The organism is Lonepinella sp. MS14434 (genome assembly GCF_042468235.1).
Taxonomy (GTDB): Bacteria; Pseudomonadota; Gammaproteobacteria; order Enterobacterales; family Pasteurellaceae; genus Lonepinella.
Genome location: NZ_CP170386.1, coordinates 462702 through 477191, shown reverse-complemented (window position 1 = coordinate 477191; position 14490 = coordinate 462702). Strand labels below are relative to the sequence as shown.

The following is a 14490-nucleotide window of genomic DNA, read 5'->3' as shown; positions in this document are numbered from 1 at the left end:
TACGGCTCAATTTTTTGAGCCGTTTTTTATTGCACAAATTAGTCAAATACCCTACTATTAAACTCAACTTTTAGCATTATAAAGGATAACCCAACATGAAAAATGAATTAATTTGTTATAAACGTATGCCCGTTTGGACAAAAGACAGTTTACCGAAAATGTTTCAAGAACAGCATAATACCAAAGTAGGCACTTGGGGGAAATTAACTGTTCTCAAAGGACAACTGAAATTTTATGTCTTAGATGAGAACGGTACTGAATTAAGCCAACATATTTTCACACCAGAAACCCAAATTCCGTTGGTTGAACCGCAAGTTTGGCATAAAGTAGAAGCCCTTTCTGATGATTTGGAATGTTTCCTTGAATTTCATTGTAAAAAAGAAGATTATTTTGCTAAAAAATACAATATGACTCCAACTCACTCCGAAGTCAAAGCAGCGGTTGAACAAATTAAGCCATGCAAAGTATTAGACTTAGGTTGTGGGCAAGGGCGTAATGCGTTATTTTTAAGTTTATTAGGCTATGATGTAACCGCTTGGGATCACAATGAAATGAGCCTTGCTTTTTTAAATGAAACCAAAGCCAAAGAAAATCTGCCAATTTCCACCGCGGTTTATGATATTAACAGTGCAAATATTCAAGAAAATTATGACTTTATCCTTTCTACTGTGGTATTTATGTTCCTCAATCGTGAAGCCGTACCTGCGATTATTGAAAATATGCAAGCCCACACAAATACTGGTGGTTATAATTTAATTGTGGCGGCACTGGACACTGCCGATTATCCTTGCCCGATGCCATTTTCTTTTACTTTTAAAGAAAATGAATTGAGAAATTATTATCAGGACTGGGAATTATTAAAATATAACGAAGAACTGGGTGAATTGCATAAAACCGATGAAAATGGCAATCGGATTAAAATGAAATTTGTCACTATGTTGGCGAAGAAAAAATAATGCAGGTTTATGGCTTATTAGTGGACGATGAAACTCGCTGTGAGCATTATCACAGTGCAGTGGATATTATTGCCATTCAATTCAAATGCTGCGGTAAATTTTATCCTTGCTATCAATGCCATAATGCTTGTGAAGATCACCCGATTGAACGTTGGTCAAAAACAGAATTTGATCAACACGCGATTTTATGTGGTCACTGTAAAAAAACCTTGAGCATTAAGCAATATATGGGGGCGACTCATTGCCCCCATTGTCAAGCTCAGTTTAATATGGGTTGTCAAAAACATTATGCGATTTATTTTAATACAGATGAATAAAAATAGATATTAATCACAAAAACCTTTCATTTTTTATATAAAATTCAAAATAAAAACATTATTTTTATTTATACCCAACAAAAACATAGACATTTTTATAAATAAAAGAGAATATCAGGATGTTCTCTTTTTTTATTTGGAGCCATTATGTTTAAGGAATTTTTTGATCTTATTGAATCAGGTATTAACTGGTTTAACCAAACACTAAGCACACCATTATGGGATATTACCATCGTGTTATTACTCGGTGTTGGCTTATTTTTTACGATTACCACTGGATTAGTTCAACTCCGCTTATTACCACAAAGTTTACGTGAAATGTGGTCTGGGCGTGTTTCTGACGGTGATTCATTAAGTCCGTTCCAAGCCTTTACTACAGGATTAGCTAGCCGTGTTGGAGTAGGTAATATTAGTGGTGTAGCAACAGCGATTGCTATCGGTGGATCGGGTGCAGTGTTTTGGATGTGGATGACTGCTTTACTGGGAATGTCCAGTGCCTTTGCGGAATCTAGCTTGGCTCAATTATTCAAAGTACAAGATAAAGACGGTACGTTCCGTGGTGGTCCAGCTTATTATATTACACAAGGTTTAAAAGCCCCTTGGTTAGCGGTAATTTTCGCTCTATCTTTAATCTTCACCTTTGGTTTTGCATTTAATGCGGTACAAGCTAACTCTATTGTCGAAGCCACCCATAATGCTTGGAAATGGGATGCTCAGTATGTAGGCATGGCGTTAGTTGTGTTAAGTGGTTTAATTATTTTCGGTGGCATTAAACGTATCGGTGGATTCTCAGCCAAAGTCGTACCAACTATGGCGTTATTTTATTTAATTATTGCTGTGATTATTTTAGGTATGAATATCAGCAAAGTCCCGACTATATTATCGGATATTGTTTCCAGTGCCTTTGATTTTTCTGCTATGGCTGGTGGCTTTTTTGGTGCCGTGTTATCAAAATCCATGTTAATGGGCATTAAACGTGGTTTATTCTCCAATGAAGCGGGGATGGGTTCTGCCCCTAATGCTGCCGCCAGTGCAGATGTTAAACACCCTGCCAGTCAAGGTTTAATCCAAATGCTCGGTGTGTTTGTCGATACTATTGTCGTGTGTAGCTGTACTGCAATTATCATTTTATTATCCGATGATTACGCCACATCAGGTTTACAAAGCATTTCGTTAACCCAACATGCCTTACAATTCCATGTGGGCGATTTTGGTTTGCATTTCCTAGCATTTATTTTATTTTTGTTTGCCTTTTCTTCCATTATCGGTAACTATGCTTATGCGGAAAGTAATATTCGTTTTATCAAAAACCGTCCATGGTTAGTGCTAGCTTTCCGTTTAGCAGTATTGTTCTTCGTCTATTTTGGTGCGGTAAATTCTGCCACTATCGTATGGGATTTTGCTGATTCCGTGATGGCAATTATGGCAATGGTGAACTTGGTTGCCATTGTGTTGTTATCGCCGATTGTGTGGATTATTTTAAAAGATTATCAACGCCAATTAAAAGCCAAGCAAGAACCAACATTTTATGTTGATGATCATCCGCAATTAAAAAAATATAATCTTGATCCAAGACTATGGAAAAAATAAATTAAAATACTCAACGGGAATTAAAACAACAAAAAGTGCGGTGAAAATATTTAATTTTTCACCGCACTTCGTCTTTTCTCATAACAAAATCTAAAACTAACGTTTTACACCTAATACAATATGAGATGCTTTGATTAGAGCTGTGACTTTAGAACCAATCACTAAACCTAGATTTTTGACGCTAGTTTCGGTGATAATGGCGGTCAGTTCAACACCACCCTCTGTTTTCACTGAGACTTCAGCATTGACCGCCCCATCAGTAACTTGCTGAACCGTTGCATTAAATTGATTACGACAAGATAAGATTAAATCATTATCCGTTGATAAGATCACCGAAGGTGCTTTAAAAATAGCGACCACATCTGATCCTACTTTTAAACCTAAATTTTGGGTACTTTCTGATGTAATAGAAGCCACTAATTTTTCACCACTGGTTAAAACGAGTTCAATAATATCCGTAGTTACACCTGTTTTGATTACTTGCACGGTTGCTTTAAGTTGGTTTCTTGCACTAATTGCCATAATTTTCCTTTTTTTAATAGCTAAATAACAAATTTCATTATATCGGAAAAAAGACACTTGAACATTATATAAAAAAATATATAATGATTAACGAAAATAGATAATAATTAGGTAGTAAAAAGTGTTAGCGAGTTTCATCCCACGTTACTCGCTTTTTTTTACAGACATTTTCAATAAGTTACAAGTTTATGATTTCTGTAACAGTTATAATAAAACCCAAGACAGATTGATTTGTAAATTCAAGTCTATTTAATGTTCAATCGCAAATCCACTAAATTTTCTATCTCCCAAATAAGGCTGTTCTACAACCCTACTTACTTTTGCACTCGGTGAGCCTTGTTGTAACCACTCTCGCATAGCGTTAAGCTGCTCAGTGCTTCCTTCAATTACCGTGAATACTGAACCATCTGAAAGATTTTTTACATACCCCCCTACACCTAATTTTCGGGCTTGTAATAAGGTATAAAAACGAAATGCTACGCCCTGAACACGTCCATAAACGGTAAATTGTCTTTTTTCCATATATCCCCTCCTGTTATTTTATCAAAAAGGCCTCTTTTTTTGCATTCTACTATTTTCATTTGAGTAAAATTAGCATAGCATATTAGCCATCACTTTAGGATAATAAAGTGAAAATCCTATTAATCCAGAAGGAGTAAATATGAAATTTCGTCTTGCTACCCTTGCTACCGTAGCATTATTAGCTAGTTCTGCGAGTTTCGCAGGTGTTGTTACCAGTTCATCAAATATTGATTTTTTAGCTATTGATGGTCAAAAAGCCAGTAAATCTTTATTAAAAGATGTTCGTTCATTCAATATTAATGATACAAACATGCATCAAGTGGTCATTCGAGTATCTGAAATCGTGCGTGAAGGCTCTGACCGTAGTTTATTTGAAAGCGATCCTATTGTCGTGACATTCCAAGGTTCCACAGAAGACATTCAAATTGCTGCTCCACGTTTGGGAACAGATCGTGATGCAGAACAGTTTAAACAAAATCCCAATATTACCGTGAAAACAAGTTCAGGAAAAACCATTAGCACCAAACAAGAATACTTGAAACAAGAAGGTTTCTTACCTGGGGTAAATTTGGTCGAGAACTTATCTGAATACAATGCTTCAGGTGCAGTTGCTGCTGTACCAGCATTAGCTACCGCAACTTTACCAGCCACGGTTGCAACCATAGGTTCGAACGGTAAAGTACAAAAAGGTAAAGTCACTGTACAAGGTGAAAATGCAGCAGAACAAATGTTGCAATATTGGTATCAACAAGCTGATAAAGAAACTCAACAACGTTTCTTGAACTGGGTGAAAAATCAAAAATAGTTCTGCTTAGTACTTGTGTACCAAACTAAACATATTATGATGTTCTACATCTAGGTAGGTAATAAAGCCACAGCGTGGCGTTACTTAGTATAACCCCGTACGCAAGTGCGGGGTTTGGTATTTTCGTTTATAGGATATTTTTATGGCTTTTATTCTAAACATTCTTAATTTTGTTCTCGGTGGCTTTGCGGTAACATTAGGTTGGTTATTCGCCACGGTAATCAGTGCAGTGTTAATTATCACCTTGCCTTACACTCGTAGCTGTTGGGAAATTACCAAAATGTCGCTAGTACCTTTCGGCAATGATATTGTGCATATTAAATATTTAGATCCCAATAATGCAGGAACAGATGTATTAGGCAAAATGCTCAATGTAGTGTGGTTTATTTTCTGCGGTTGGTGGCTTTGTTTAATGCACATTTTTGTGGGCATTGGACAATGTGTAACATTAGTCGGTATTCCAACTGGATTAGCCCATTTTAAACTTGCTCCGATTTCACTCTTTCCCGTAGGACAACGTGTCGTATCCAAAGAAATGGCTGCTCTCGCTCGTCAACATGCTGCCGAAAAGGAATTTGAATTAAGACGTAACGCTTAGGATAATACTAGACAATGTTGATTAAACTTAACAGCAAAATCATCAGCGTATTACCGATTGCTATTGCCGTCAATATTGCTTGTGTACTCATTTGGTTATTAAATATTACCGATCAAAGTATGCCATTAATATTAGGGGTTATCGCTGCCAGTTTAGTGGATTTAGATCACCGTTTATCTGGACGGTTAAAAAATATTTTTTATACTGTTATTGCCTTTTCCATTTCGTCTTTAGTGACACAATATTTTCTCAATCAAGGCATTTGGTTTGTATTGGCAATGACTGGCATGACGTTTCTTTTCACCATGGTTGGGGCTGTCGGACAGCGTTACAGCACTATTGCCTTTGGCACTTTGGTCGTTTCGCTTTATACCACGCTCGCCTATTTGCCTGATACCCCTTGGTATATTAATCCGCTGATGATTTTATCAGGCACGCTGTTATATAGCTTCATCACCGTCACCGTGCATTTATGTTTTCCGAACCGTCCGCTCCAAGAAAAAATCAGCCGTGCATTTGTCGCATTGGCGGATTATTTAGATGCCAAATCAGTATTTTTCGATCCTGATGATGTGGAACAGCTTTCACAGAAACAGTTGACCCTAGCAATGAAAAATAGCCAAGTCATCAATGTGTTTAACGAATGTCGTACAGCATTATTTTATCGCATGCAAGATAATAACCGTTATTCTTACACCAGTAAAATGTGCCGTTATTATATGTCAGCACAGGATATTCACGAGAAAGCTAATTCAAGCCATTTTGACTATAAAACATTAGCAACCCAGCTGAAAAATTCCGATCTCATTTTTCGTATTCAACGTTTATTAGAATTACAAGCTCAAGCCTGTCGCGATATTGCTCAACAGTTACAAAAAAATCAGGATTTTCAACCGCACTTTCGTTTAGAACGTGCGATTTCAGGGATCAGTCAATCCTTTGAACTTTACACCCAACAACACCCTGCTAGCCCAGAATTAGTACATATTAAAACCTTGCTAGATAATTTACGCAATATTCATTGCCAGTTGCAATCCTTATCCCAACCAATTCATGAACCCGAACAGCGAACTATTTACAGCGAAAATATCACGGGTTTAGGCAAAATTTTGCAACGTATCGGGCAACATTTTACCTTTCAATCGCCCCTTTTTCGTCATGCCATGCGACTCTCTTTAGTGGTGTTAATTTGCTGTTCTTTAGTAGAATATTTTCATCTGCAAACGGACCGTGGCTACTGGATTTTGCTGACTATTATTTTTGTCTGCCAACCCAATTATTCCGCCACCAAACTACGCTTAAAACAACGGATTATCGGCACTATTTTGGGGGTAATTGTCGGCTCATTGCTGCCTTATATGACATCCACACTTGAAGCCAAACTCGCCGTCGTGGTGATAGCGAGTACGCTGTTTTACTTTTTCCGCAGTAATAATTACAGCTATTCTACCTTTTTTATCACCATTCAAGTATTAGCCAGCTTTGATATTATGGGCTTTGATATTTACGCTGCCCTATTACCACGCTTAATAGATACCTTAATCGGCACCGCATTAGCTTGGTTTGCGGTGAGCTATTTATGGTCTGACTGGAAATATTTGCAATTAAACAACGTCATCAGCCAATTAATGAAAAGTAATGCTAACTATTTATTATATATTATCAGTCACTTACAATTTGGCAAAGGCGATGATCTGAAATACCGCATTGTTCGCCGTCATGCTCATGACAATGCTACCCAGTTAAGCAGCACCATCAGTAATATGAATAACGAGCCGAAAAAATATGCTCAACATTTGCAACAAGGCTTCGAATTATTGAAATTAAACACCGCACTTTTAGGCTATATTTCCGCCTTAGGGGCATATCGTGAGCAAATGCAAAAACTCACACAAGATGTCTATTTTTTAAGTGAATTTTATCCTATTGCCAAGAAAATTATTGAATTATTAGACAAGATGACAACATTAAGTGCGGTGCAATTTGATGACCTTTTTCAGCAAATTAATATCAGCATTAAAAATAGCCTTGAACAAAATGATCTACTTAGTTCAGTGTTTAATATGCCAATGCAACAGCTTAATTTAATTGCTCAACTTTTGCCGTCACTTTATGCTGCCATACCACAAACGGCAACCCAAACAATACAGGATAATAAACATGAAATCATCTCTGCTTAAATTCACTTTATTGGGTCTATTTTTCGCTTTACCTAGTGTTGCTAATACACCAGATTTACAGAAACAACGTGAGATTTACCGCAAAATCAGCGAAATGTTGGCGATCTCACAAAGTCAGCCTACGCAACAGTTAGCCAATCAATTATTGCAACAAATTCCAAATTATCCGCTGGTTTCCTATGCCGAATACCAGCTACTCAACGCCAACAAAAGCCAATTAACCTTGCAGCAAATTGAAGATTATCAAGCACATCAGCCTAACCCAAACTTTGCCAATCGACTTAAAATAGAATGGCTAAAACAACGTATCACTCAGCAAGACTGGGCGACAATCACTGCTAATTCAACGAAATTACCGCAAGATACCACAACGCAATGTATTGTATTACAAGCAGAGCAAGCTCAAACCGAACAGAAAGCCATTGATGAAAAAACACAGCAAAAAAATACCGCAGTTTTGCCACCAAATAAACTAGAGCAACTCTGGCTCACGGGTAAAAGTTTACCAAGCCAATGTGATCCCTTACTTGCTCAATGGCAAGCTCAAGGCGGTTTAACTCCAGATTTAGCCAAACAACGGGCTGTACTGGCATTTGAACAAGGTAATGGTAATTTGCTGAAACATTTACAACAGCAATTAACGGATAATACCAATAAACAATGGATAGCAAGTTTATTCACACTACTTAATAATCCACTCAATTTAACCAATCACAATTCCGATTTTGCAGTGGTAAAATTAACTAAAACTGATTCCCTAGATCGCCGTATTTTATTGGCGATTATGCCTGCTTATATTAAAAAATTAAATGAAAATCAAATCGATCCCATTAAGCATTTTACAGAATTAGAACAGTGGGCGAAAGATTTTCAACTCACGCAAAGTCAATTAACTGAATGGAAATCGCTTTATTTAGCCCAATTTTTTGATAGTGAAAATCCTGCCGTTCAACAATGGCGAGATGAACAATTAACTCAATTAAAAGATGATAAACTCATTGAACGCCGTATTCGGCTAGCAATACGAGAAAAAGCCAAATTCAAAAACTGGCTCGATTTACTTTCTGAACAAACTCAACAAAAAGAAGAATGGCAATACTGGATTGCTCAATCTGCACCAAAAACCAAAAAACAACAGATTTTAACCGCACTTTCTACTCAACGTAGCTTTTATGCCATGTTAGCCTCCCAAGATCTAGGCGTGGTTTATCAGCCTAAAATGCTTGAAATTAAAACATCTGGCGTAGAAAACTCAGATAAAAAAACCGTAGAACAGCGTTTTGCTCAGATTTTATCTCGTATTACCGAATTACGTTATTTTAATGATGATGCCAATATGAATAGCGAATGGGCGAATCTGTTAAACGGCTTAACACAACCCGAGCAAATTTCTCTAGCGGATTATGCTAATAAACAAGGTTGGTATGATCTCAGTGTAGAAGCCACCATTCAAGCGAAGGCTTGGGGCTATTTGTCTTTACGTTTACCCAATGCTTACACAGAATGGTTTGATTTACATCTCTCTGGCAAAAAAATCCAGCGGACTTTTGCCATGGCAATCGCTCGCCAAGAAAGTGCTTACAAACCCAAAGTCAGTTCAAGTGCGAATGCGCGGGGCTTGATGCAATTATTGCCAAGTACGGCAAAACTTACCGCTCAACAATCCCAACTTCCCTATAATAATGAACAACAACTATTTGAGCCGTTTTACAATATCATGCTAGGCACTGCTCATTTACAGCAACTTTATGATAAATATGGAAATAATCGTATTTTGATTGCAGCTGCTTATAATGCGGGGGCAAACCGTGTGGATAGCTGGCTAAAAAAAGCCAACGGCACGCTTACCATGGCGGAATTTGTGGCATCTATTCCTTTTTATGAAACTAGGGGGTATGTACAAAATGTATTGGCTTACGACAGCTATTACCAGATTTTACAGCAACAACCACAATATTTATTTTCCCTAAAATTATTTACCAAAGCAGAGAAAGATCGTTTATACTAATCTGCACTAGTTCAATAGTATGGGAGTAAAAAATGTATATTAGTCGTAATATGGATCAATGGACAACATTTATTGAAACTCTGAAATCTGCTGTGGCACAAGGCAAGGAACAGGATCTTCTCACCTTATTGCTTACCGCAGATGAACGCGATGCGGTGGGTTTACGGTTGCAAATCGTTGCTCAATTATTGGATAAAAATATCCCCCAACGAGAAATTCAACAAAATCTCAACACCAGTGCTGCAACCATCACTCGTGGTTCAAATATGTTAAAATTAATGGATCAAGATTTTTTAGACTGGGTGAAAACACAAATTGATGAAAAAAATCCTGCATAAATTATTTTCCTTAAAAAACAACCGCACCAACCATCGTACTATGGCAACATCATTGCCTTTATGTTTAAAAAAGTGCGGTGCTTTTTTATGGCGTTTTTTACTCGGTTTTCTGTTACTCACATTAGTATTGCGATTCGTCCCAATTCCACTGTCTGCCTATATGCTCCAACAAAAACTTGGGCATCTTTTACACCTTGATTTTGATTACGATATTCAGCACCACTGGGTCAGCCTTGATGAGATTTCGTCCAATATGCAATTAGCTGTGATCGCTGCCGAAGATCAACATTTTCCCAATCACTATGGTTTTGACCTAAATGCCATTGAGAAAGCCTTTAATCATAACCAAATATCACAAAAAATTCGTGGTGCATCTACTATTTCCCAACAAACTGCCAAAAATCTGTATTTATGGCATGGACAAAGTTGGCTTCGTAAAGGCTTAGAAGTGCCAATTACCTTAACATTAGAAACTCTTTGGTCAAAAAAACGTATTTTAGAAGTTTATTTAAATATCGCTGAATTTGGCTATGGTATTTTTGGGGTGGAAGCTGCTAGTCAATATTATTTTAAAAAGCCTGCGAAAAAATTGACTAAAGAAGAAGCTGCGTTGTTAGCCGCTGTATTACCAAATCCAATCAGTTTCAAAGTGCTAAAACCGGGGCGAATAACTAAACGCAAACAAGCATGGATTTTACGCCAGATGAATTTGCTAGTTAAGGATTATTTGAAAAAATTGGATTAAAAAAAAGTACGATATTTTCCATCGTACTTTTTTCATTAATAAATTGATTTAATTAAGCATTGCAACTTTCACAAGCGGCTTTTAACATCCAAATGGTTTTTTCTTGACCGCTGATGTAATCACCCATTAAAGCGGCTGTACCTTCATCATCAGATTCACTTGCAAGTGCCAACACTTCACGTTGTTGTTGTAACAAGGTTTGAAAACCCTTTAAGGTGCCTTGCAAAGTGTCTTGAGCAGAACTTGCATTTTTGTGTTCTTGAATACGTGATTTGCTTAAATATTCACTGAAAGCGTGAACTGGTGTATAACCTAAGGTTAAAATACGTTCTGCGATTTCATCTACTTTTTCCACTAAATCATCGTAGTATTCTTCAAATTTTTCGTGTAATGAGAAAAATTGAACACCTTTGATATTCCAGTGATAACCACGTACATTCATATAGAATACTTGGTAAGTAGCTAATAAGTTATTTAATTCTTCGGCAATTTTTTGTGATGATGCTTGGTTTAAACCGATACTATTTGTCATAACATTCTCCTTCTATTGATTAATCATGTTGTTTTGATAAGTTTATTATAGGCAATATTGATAGGTATCACAAATTAATTTTTATAATTGATTCAATTTATTTTAACTATCAAAGGTGATAACCCACATCTTCCAACGTTGGATTTTCCGCCCCAAATCTTGCTAATTCATCACAAATTTCATTTTCTCGATGCCCTGCATGCCCTTTTACCCATAGCCATTGAATTTGATGACGTTGAATTTCTTGATCCAACTGTATCCATAAATCCTTATTTTTCACTGGTTTACCTGTACTCGCTTTCCAATTATTTTTTTTCCAAGTAAAAATCCATTCGGTAATCCCCTTTCTCATATATTGGCTATCACTTGCAATAGTCACGTTACAAGGTTCTTTCAAACTTGCTAAAGCCTCAATCACTGCCCGCAATTCCATACGATTATTAGTGGTTTTAAAATAACCTTTAGCAAGGGTTTTCTCATGCTGTTTATAACGCAATAAAACACCTATTCCTCCAGCTCCAGGATTACCTAAACAAGAACCATCAGTAAAAATTTCAATTTGTTTTTGCATAAATCTGTTAAAATAACTCAAAATAAAAAACTGCGGTGAATATTACCGCACTTTTCAGTAAAGATATAGAAATTATGACAATTAATATTGATACCAATCGCCAAATTGTACTGGATACGGAAACCACGGGAATGAATCAATTTGGAGCGCATTATGAAGGGCATTGTATTATTGAAATCGGTGCTGTGGAAATGATTAATCGCCGTTATACTGGACGGAAATTACATTTATATATTAAACCCGATCGTCCAGTGGATCCCGATGCCATTAAAGTTCACGGCATTACCGATGAAATGTTAATGGATAAACCAGATTTCACCACGGTTGCTCAAGAATTTATTGATTTTATTAGCGGTGCCGAATTGCTGATTCATAATGCTCCCTTTGATGTCGGTTTTATGGATTATGAATTTCGTAAACATAATTTTAATGTGAAAACAGATGAAATTTGCCTTGTTACTGATACATTACAACTCGCTCGTCAGCAATATCCAGGAAAACGTAATAGCTTAGATGCCTTATGCGATCGTTTAAATATTGACAACAGTAAACGTACGTTACATGGAGCGTTACTGGATGCGGAAATTCTTGGTGATGTTTACCTTGCAATGACAGGGGGACAAAAAAACCTGTTTGATGATATGGAAAATGACAATGGTATAAACACTCTCAGCACAATACAACAAACACAAAGTGCGGTGAATTTTACGCAAGATTTACCCGTTTTGACCCTAACAGAAGATGAAATTCAAGCTCATCAAAATTATATTAAGCTGATTAATAAAAAAAGCAAAGAGAATTGCCTTTGGGTCAAACGATTAAACCCAACCCTTGAAAATATAGAAACCGTGCATTAATTAAGCAAGCAAATCAAAGATTACAAAAAAGAGTTGACGGAAAATTCATTCGCTATTATTATGCGTTTCACCAGTGCGGAGTGGTAGTTCAGCTGGTTAGAATACCTGCCTGTCACGCAGGGGGTCGCGGGTTCGAGTCCCGTCCATTCCGCCAATTTATTTTCATTTTAACTCCTATGATGCGGAGTGGTAGTTCAGCTGGTTAGAATACCTGCCTGTCACGCAGGGGGTCGCGGGTTCGAGTCCCGTCCATTCCGCCAATTTATTCAGCACCTAATTTTTTAGGTGCTTTTTTATTGCTTATTTTTCATCTGTAGCAAATTCCGCTATAATAGCCGATTATTAATATACCTAACTCATTATTTTAAGGTTTTTATGACAACACCAACCAATCCAACAATAGATATGCCAACTCCAGTCGTTGCCCTAGTCGGTCGCCCGAACGTGGGCAAATCAACTCTATTTAACCGTTTAACTCGCACCCGTGATGCCTTGGTAGCGGATTTTCCAGGTTTAACTCGAGATCGCAAATACGGGCAAGCCAATGTAGCTGGTTACGATTTTATTGTTATTGATACTGGTGGTATCGATGGCACGGAAGAAGGTGTAGAAGAAAAAATGGCAGAACAATCTTTACTTGCCATTGAAGAAGCAGATGTTGTGCTGTTCCTTGTAGATGCTCGTGCTGGCTTAACCCCAGCAGATATTGGGATTGCCAACTATTTACGCCAACGCCAAAATAAAACTACCGTGGTTGTAGCAAACAAAACTGATGGACTTGATGCAGATTCCCATTGTGCGGAATTTTATCAACTCGGCTTAGGTGAGATTGCTCAAATCGCTGCATCACAAGGGCGTGGTGTGACCCAATTAATTGAAGACGTGCTTGCCCCTTTTGCGGCACAATTTAACACCGCAGAAAGTGCGGTGAAAAATGATGAAGATTCTGATACAGAGCAAGACGAATGGGATCAAGAGTTTGATTTTTCTGATGAAAATGACACCGTACTTTTAGATGAGGCCCTTGAAGAAGAAAGCGAGCAACCTGAAAATAAAAATATCAAAATCGCCATTGTCGGTCGTCCAAATGTCGGCAAATCTACGCTGACTAACCGTATTTTAGGCGAAGATCGAGTCGTGGTTTACGATTTACCAGGTACTACAAGAGATAGTATTTATATTCCCATGGAGCGTGACGGGCAACATTACACCATTATCGACACCGCTGGCGTACGCAAACGTGGCAAAGTGCATTTAACCGTAGAAAAATTCTCGGTGATCAAAACCTTACAAGCTATTCAAGATGCCAATGTAGTGTTACTCACCATTGATGCCAGAGAGGGGATTTCTGATCAAGACTTATCCTTACTTGGCTTTATTTTAAACGCTGGACGTTCACTGGTGATCGTGGTGAATAAGTGGGACGGCTTAGATCAAGAAGTCAAAGATCGGGTCAAATCCGAACTAGATCGCCGTTTAGATTTTATCGACTTCGCCCGAGTGCATTTTATCTCCGCCTTACACGGCAGTGGCGTAGGCAATTTATTTGAATCAGTACAAGAAGCCTATGCTTGTGCAACGCAAAAAATGACTACTTCCCTACTCACTCGTATTTTACAAATGGCAACGGAAGAACACCAACCACCACTGGCAAATGGTCGCCGTATTAAACTCAAATACGCTCACCCAGGTGGCTACAATCCACCAATTATTGTGGTACACGGCAACCAAATGGATAAACTGGCTGACAGTTATAAACGCTATTTATCCAACTATTACCGCCGCAGCCTAAAAATTATCGGCAGCCCAATTCGAATTCAATTCCAAGAGGGAAACAACCCGTTTGCTGGCAAACGTAATACGCTTACCCCTACCCAGTTACGCAAACGGAAACGCTTGATGAAGTTTATTAAGAAGTCGAAAAGGTAGGAAAAAAGTGCGGTGTAAAA

The 14490-nt window shown here is 37.6% G+C and carries 15 protein-coding genes and 2 tRNA genes; 13 read left to right on the top strand and 4 right to left on the bottom strand.

Going from position 1 to position 14490, the window contains the following annotated elements; all coding sequences use genetic code 11:
* The first annotated feature begins 95 nt into the window (after positions 1 to 95).
* The 3 genes from tehB to O1Q79_RS02370 all read left to right on the top strand — a co-directional run bounded on the left by tehB (position 96) and on the right by O1Q79_RS02370 (position 2863).
* The gene (tehB, locus tag O1Q79_RS02380) at positions 96 to 956 is read left to right on the top strand and encodes an SAM-dependent methyltransferase TehB (RefSeq protein ID WP_386692780.1); all 861 of its coding nucleotides are present in this window, start codon (positions 96 to 98) and stop codon (positions 954 to 956) included.
* On the top strand, positions 953 to 1273 hold the full coding sequence (locus O1Q79_RS02375; protein ID WP_386693331.1) for a CHY zinc finger protein: 321 nt from the start codon (positions 953 to 955) through the stop codon (positions 1271 to 1273). The genes tehB and O1Q79_RS02375 overlap by 4 nt, the downstream gene beginning before the upstream one ends.
* Positions 1274 to 1420: 147 nt before the next feature.
* Positions 1421 to 2863 carry an alanine/glycine:cation symporter family protein gene (locus tag O1Q79_RS02370; protein WP_386692779.1) on the top strand — a complete coding sequence of 481 codons (1443 nt, stop codon included), beginning with the start codon at positions 1421 to 1423 and terminating at the stop codon, positions 2861 to 2863.
* A gap of 96 nt (positions 2864 to 2959) precedes the next feature.
* Here the strand turns inward: O1Q79_RS02370 and O1Q79_RS02365 are convergent, their stop codons facing one another.
* The gene (locus O1Q79_RS02365; protein ID WP_386692778.1) at positions 2960 to 3385 is read right to left on the bottom strand and encodes a molybdopterin-binding protein; all 426 of its coding nucleotides are present in this window, start codon (positions 3383 to 3385) and stop codon (positions 2960 to 2962) included.
* A 249-nt stretch (positions 3386 to 3634) separates the two neighbouring features.
* Positions 3635 to 3907, bottom strand: a complete 273-nt coding sequence (locus O1Q79_RS02360; RefSeq protein WP_386692777.1) for an acylphosphatase — start codon at positions 3905 to 3907, stop codon at positions 3635 to 3637.
* A gap of 139 nt (positions 3908 to 4046) precedes the next feature.
* On the opposite strand from O1Q79_RS02360, the gene O1Q79_RS02355 reads away from it, so the two are divergent.
* The 6 genes from O1Q79_RS02355 (at position 4047) to mtgA (ending at position 10581) form a co-directional block, all read left to right on the top strand.
* A complete protein-coding gene (locus O1Q79_RS02355) occupies positions 4047 to 4712 on the top strand; it encodes a DUF2057 domain-containing protein (protein WP_386692776.1) in 666 nt (221 codons plus the stop codon).
* 142 nt (positions 4713 to 4854) lie between these two features.
* Positions 4855 to 5310 carry a YccF domain-containing protein gene (locus O1Q79_RS02350; protein ID WP_132302304.1) on the top strand — a complete coding sequence of 152 codons (456 nt, stop codon included), beginning with the start codon at positions 4855 to 4857 and terminating at the stop codon, positions 5308 to 5310.
* Positions 5311 to 5324: 14 nt separating this feature from the next.
* Positions 5325 to 7490 carry a YccS family putative transporter gene (gene yccS / locus O1Q79_RS02345; RefSeq protein ID WP_386692775.1) on the top strand — a complete coding sequence of 722 codons (2166 nt, stop codon included), beginning with the start codon at positions 5325 to 5327 and terminating at the stop codon, positions 7488 to 7490.
* Positions 7471 to 9498 (top strand): transglycosylase SLT domain-containing protein, encoded by a 2028-nt coding sequence (locus tag O1Q79_RS02340; RefSeq protein ID WP_386692774.1) that lies wholly within the window; start codon positions 7471 to 7473, stop codon positions 9496 to 9498. Before yccS ends, O1Q79_RS02340 begins: the two co-directional genes overlap by 20 nt.
* Positions 9499 to 9530: 32 nt before the next feature.
* Positions 9531 to 9836, top strand: coding sequence for a trp operon repressor (gene trpR / locus O1Q79_RS02335; protein ID WP_386686793.1), 306 nt, complete (start codon positions 9531 to 9533; stop codon positions 9834 to 9836).
* A gap of 40 nt (positions 9837 to 9876) precedes the next feature.
* Positions 9877 to 10581 (top strand): monofunctional biosynthetic peptidoglycan transglycosylase, encoded by a 705-nt coding sequence (mtgA, locus tag O1Q79_RS02330; protein ID WP_386693330.1) that lies wholly within the window; start codon positions 9877 to 9879, stop codon positions 10579 to 10581.
* A 52-nt stretch (positions 10582 to 10633) separates the two neighbouring features.
* On the opposite strand, the gene O1Q79_RS02325 is transcribed toward mtgA, so the two are convergent.
* Together O1Q79_RS02325 and rnhA are read right to left on the bottom strand one after the other, a co-directional pair.
* Positions 10634 to 11113 (bottom strand): Dps family protein, encoded by a 480-nt coding sequence (locus O1Q79_RS02325; RefSeq protein WP_386686795.1) that lies wholly within the window; start codon positions 11111 to 11113, stop codon positions 10634 to 10636.
* A 109-nt stretch (positions 11114 to 11222) separates the two neighbouring features.
* Entirely contained in the window at positions 11223 to 11684 is a 462-nt protein-coding gene (gene rnhA / locus O1Q79_RS02320) for a ribonuclease HI (RefSeq protein ID WP_386692773.1), read from the bottom strand.
* 74 nt (positions 11685 to 11758) lie between these two features.
* Here rnhA and dnaQ point away from each other — a divergent pair, with 74 nt between their 5' ends.
* From dnaQ to der, 4 genes are all read left to right on the top strand, one after another.
* Entirely contained in the window at positions 11759 to 12541 is a 783-nt protein-coding gene (gene dnaQ, locus O1Q79_RS02315; protein ID WP_386692772.1) for a DNA polymerase III subunit epsilon, read from the top strand.
* A 77-nt stretch (positions 12542 to 12618) separates the two neighbouring features.
* Positions 12619 to 12695: transfer RNA gene (locus O1Q79_RS02310), tRNA-Asp, on the top strand.
* A 29-nt stretch (positions 12696 to 12724) separates the two neighbouring features.
* Positions 12725 to 12801 (top strand) — tRNA-Asp (locus tag O1Q79_RS02305).
* A gap of 145 nt (positions 12802 to 12946) precedes the next feature.
* The gene (der, locus tag O1Q79_RS02300) at positions 12947 to 14470 is read left to right on the top strand and encodes a ribosome biogenesis GTPase Der (RefSeq protein ID WP_386693328.1); all 1524 of its coding nucleotides are present in this window, start codon (positions 12947 to 12949) and stop codon (positions 14468 to 14470) included.
* Positions 14471 to 14490: the final 20 nt, after the last annotated feature.

Excerpts from the sequence above, each read along its gene's own strand:
- mtgA (WP_386693330.1), top strand. The coding sequence starts at position 9,877 with ATGGCAACATCATTGCCTTTATGTTTAAAAAAGTGCGGTGCTTTTTTA.
- tehB (WP_386692780.1), top strand. The coding sequence starts at position 96 with ATGAAAAATGAATTAATTTGTTATAAACGTATGCCCGTTTGGACAAAA.
- O1Q79_RS02325 (WP_386686795.1), bottom strand. The coding sequence starts at position 11,113 with ATGACAAATAGTATCGGTTTAAACCAAGCATCATCACAAAAAATTGCC.
- O1Q79_RS02350 (WP_132302304.1), top strand. The coding sequence starts at position 4,855 with ATGGCTTTTATTCTAAACATTCTTAATTTTGTTCTCGGTGGCTTTGCG.
- O1Q79_RS02370 (WP_386692779.1), top strand. The coding sequence starts at position 1,421 with ATGTTTAAGGAATTTTTTGATCTTATTGAATCAGGTATTAACTGGTTT.
- dnaQ (WP_386692772.1), top strand. The coding sequence starts at position 11,759 with ATGACAATTAATATTGATACCAATCGCCAAATTGTACTGGATACGGAA.
- O1Q79_RS02355 (WP_386692776.1), top strand. The coding sequence starts at position 4,047 with ATGAAATTTCGTCTTGCTACCCTTGCTACCGTAGCATTATTAGCTAGT.
- O1Q79_RS02360 (WP_386692777.1), bottom strand. The coding sequence starts at position 3,907 with ATGGAAAAAAGACAATTTACCGTTTATGGACGTGTTCAGGGCGTAGCA.
- der (WP_386693328.1), top strand. The coding sequence starts at position 12,947 with ATGCCAACTCCAGTCGTTGCCCTAGTCGGTCGCCCGAACGTGGGCAAA.
- yccS (WP_386692775.1), top strand. The coding sequence starts at position 5,325 with ATGTTGATTAAACTTAACAGCAAAATCATCAGCGTATTACCGATTGCT.
- O1Q79_RS02365 (WP_386692778.1), bottom strand. The coding sequence starts at position 3,385 with ATGGCAATTAGTGCAAGAAACCAACTTAAAGCAACCGTGCAAGTAATC.
- O1Q79_RS02340 (WP_386692774.1), top strand. The coding sequence starts at position 7,471 with ATGAAATCATCTCTGCTTAAATTCACTTTATTGGGTCTATTTTTCGCT.
- rnhA (WP_386692773.1), bottom strand. The coding sequence starts at position 11,684 with ATGCAAAAACAAATTGAAATTTTTACTGATGGTTCTTGTTTAGGTAAT.
- trpR (WP_386686793.1), top strand. The coding sequence starts at position 9,531 with ATGTATATTAGTCGTAATATGGATCAATGGACAACATTTATTGAAACT.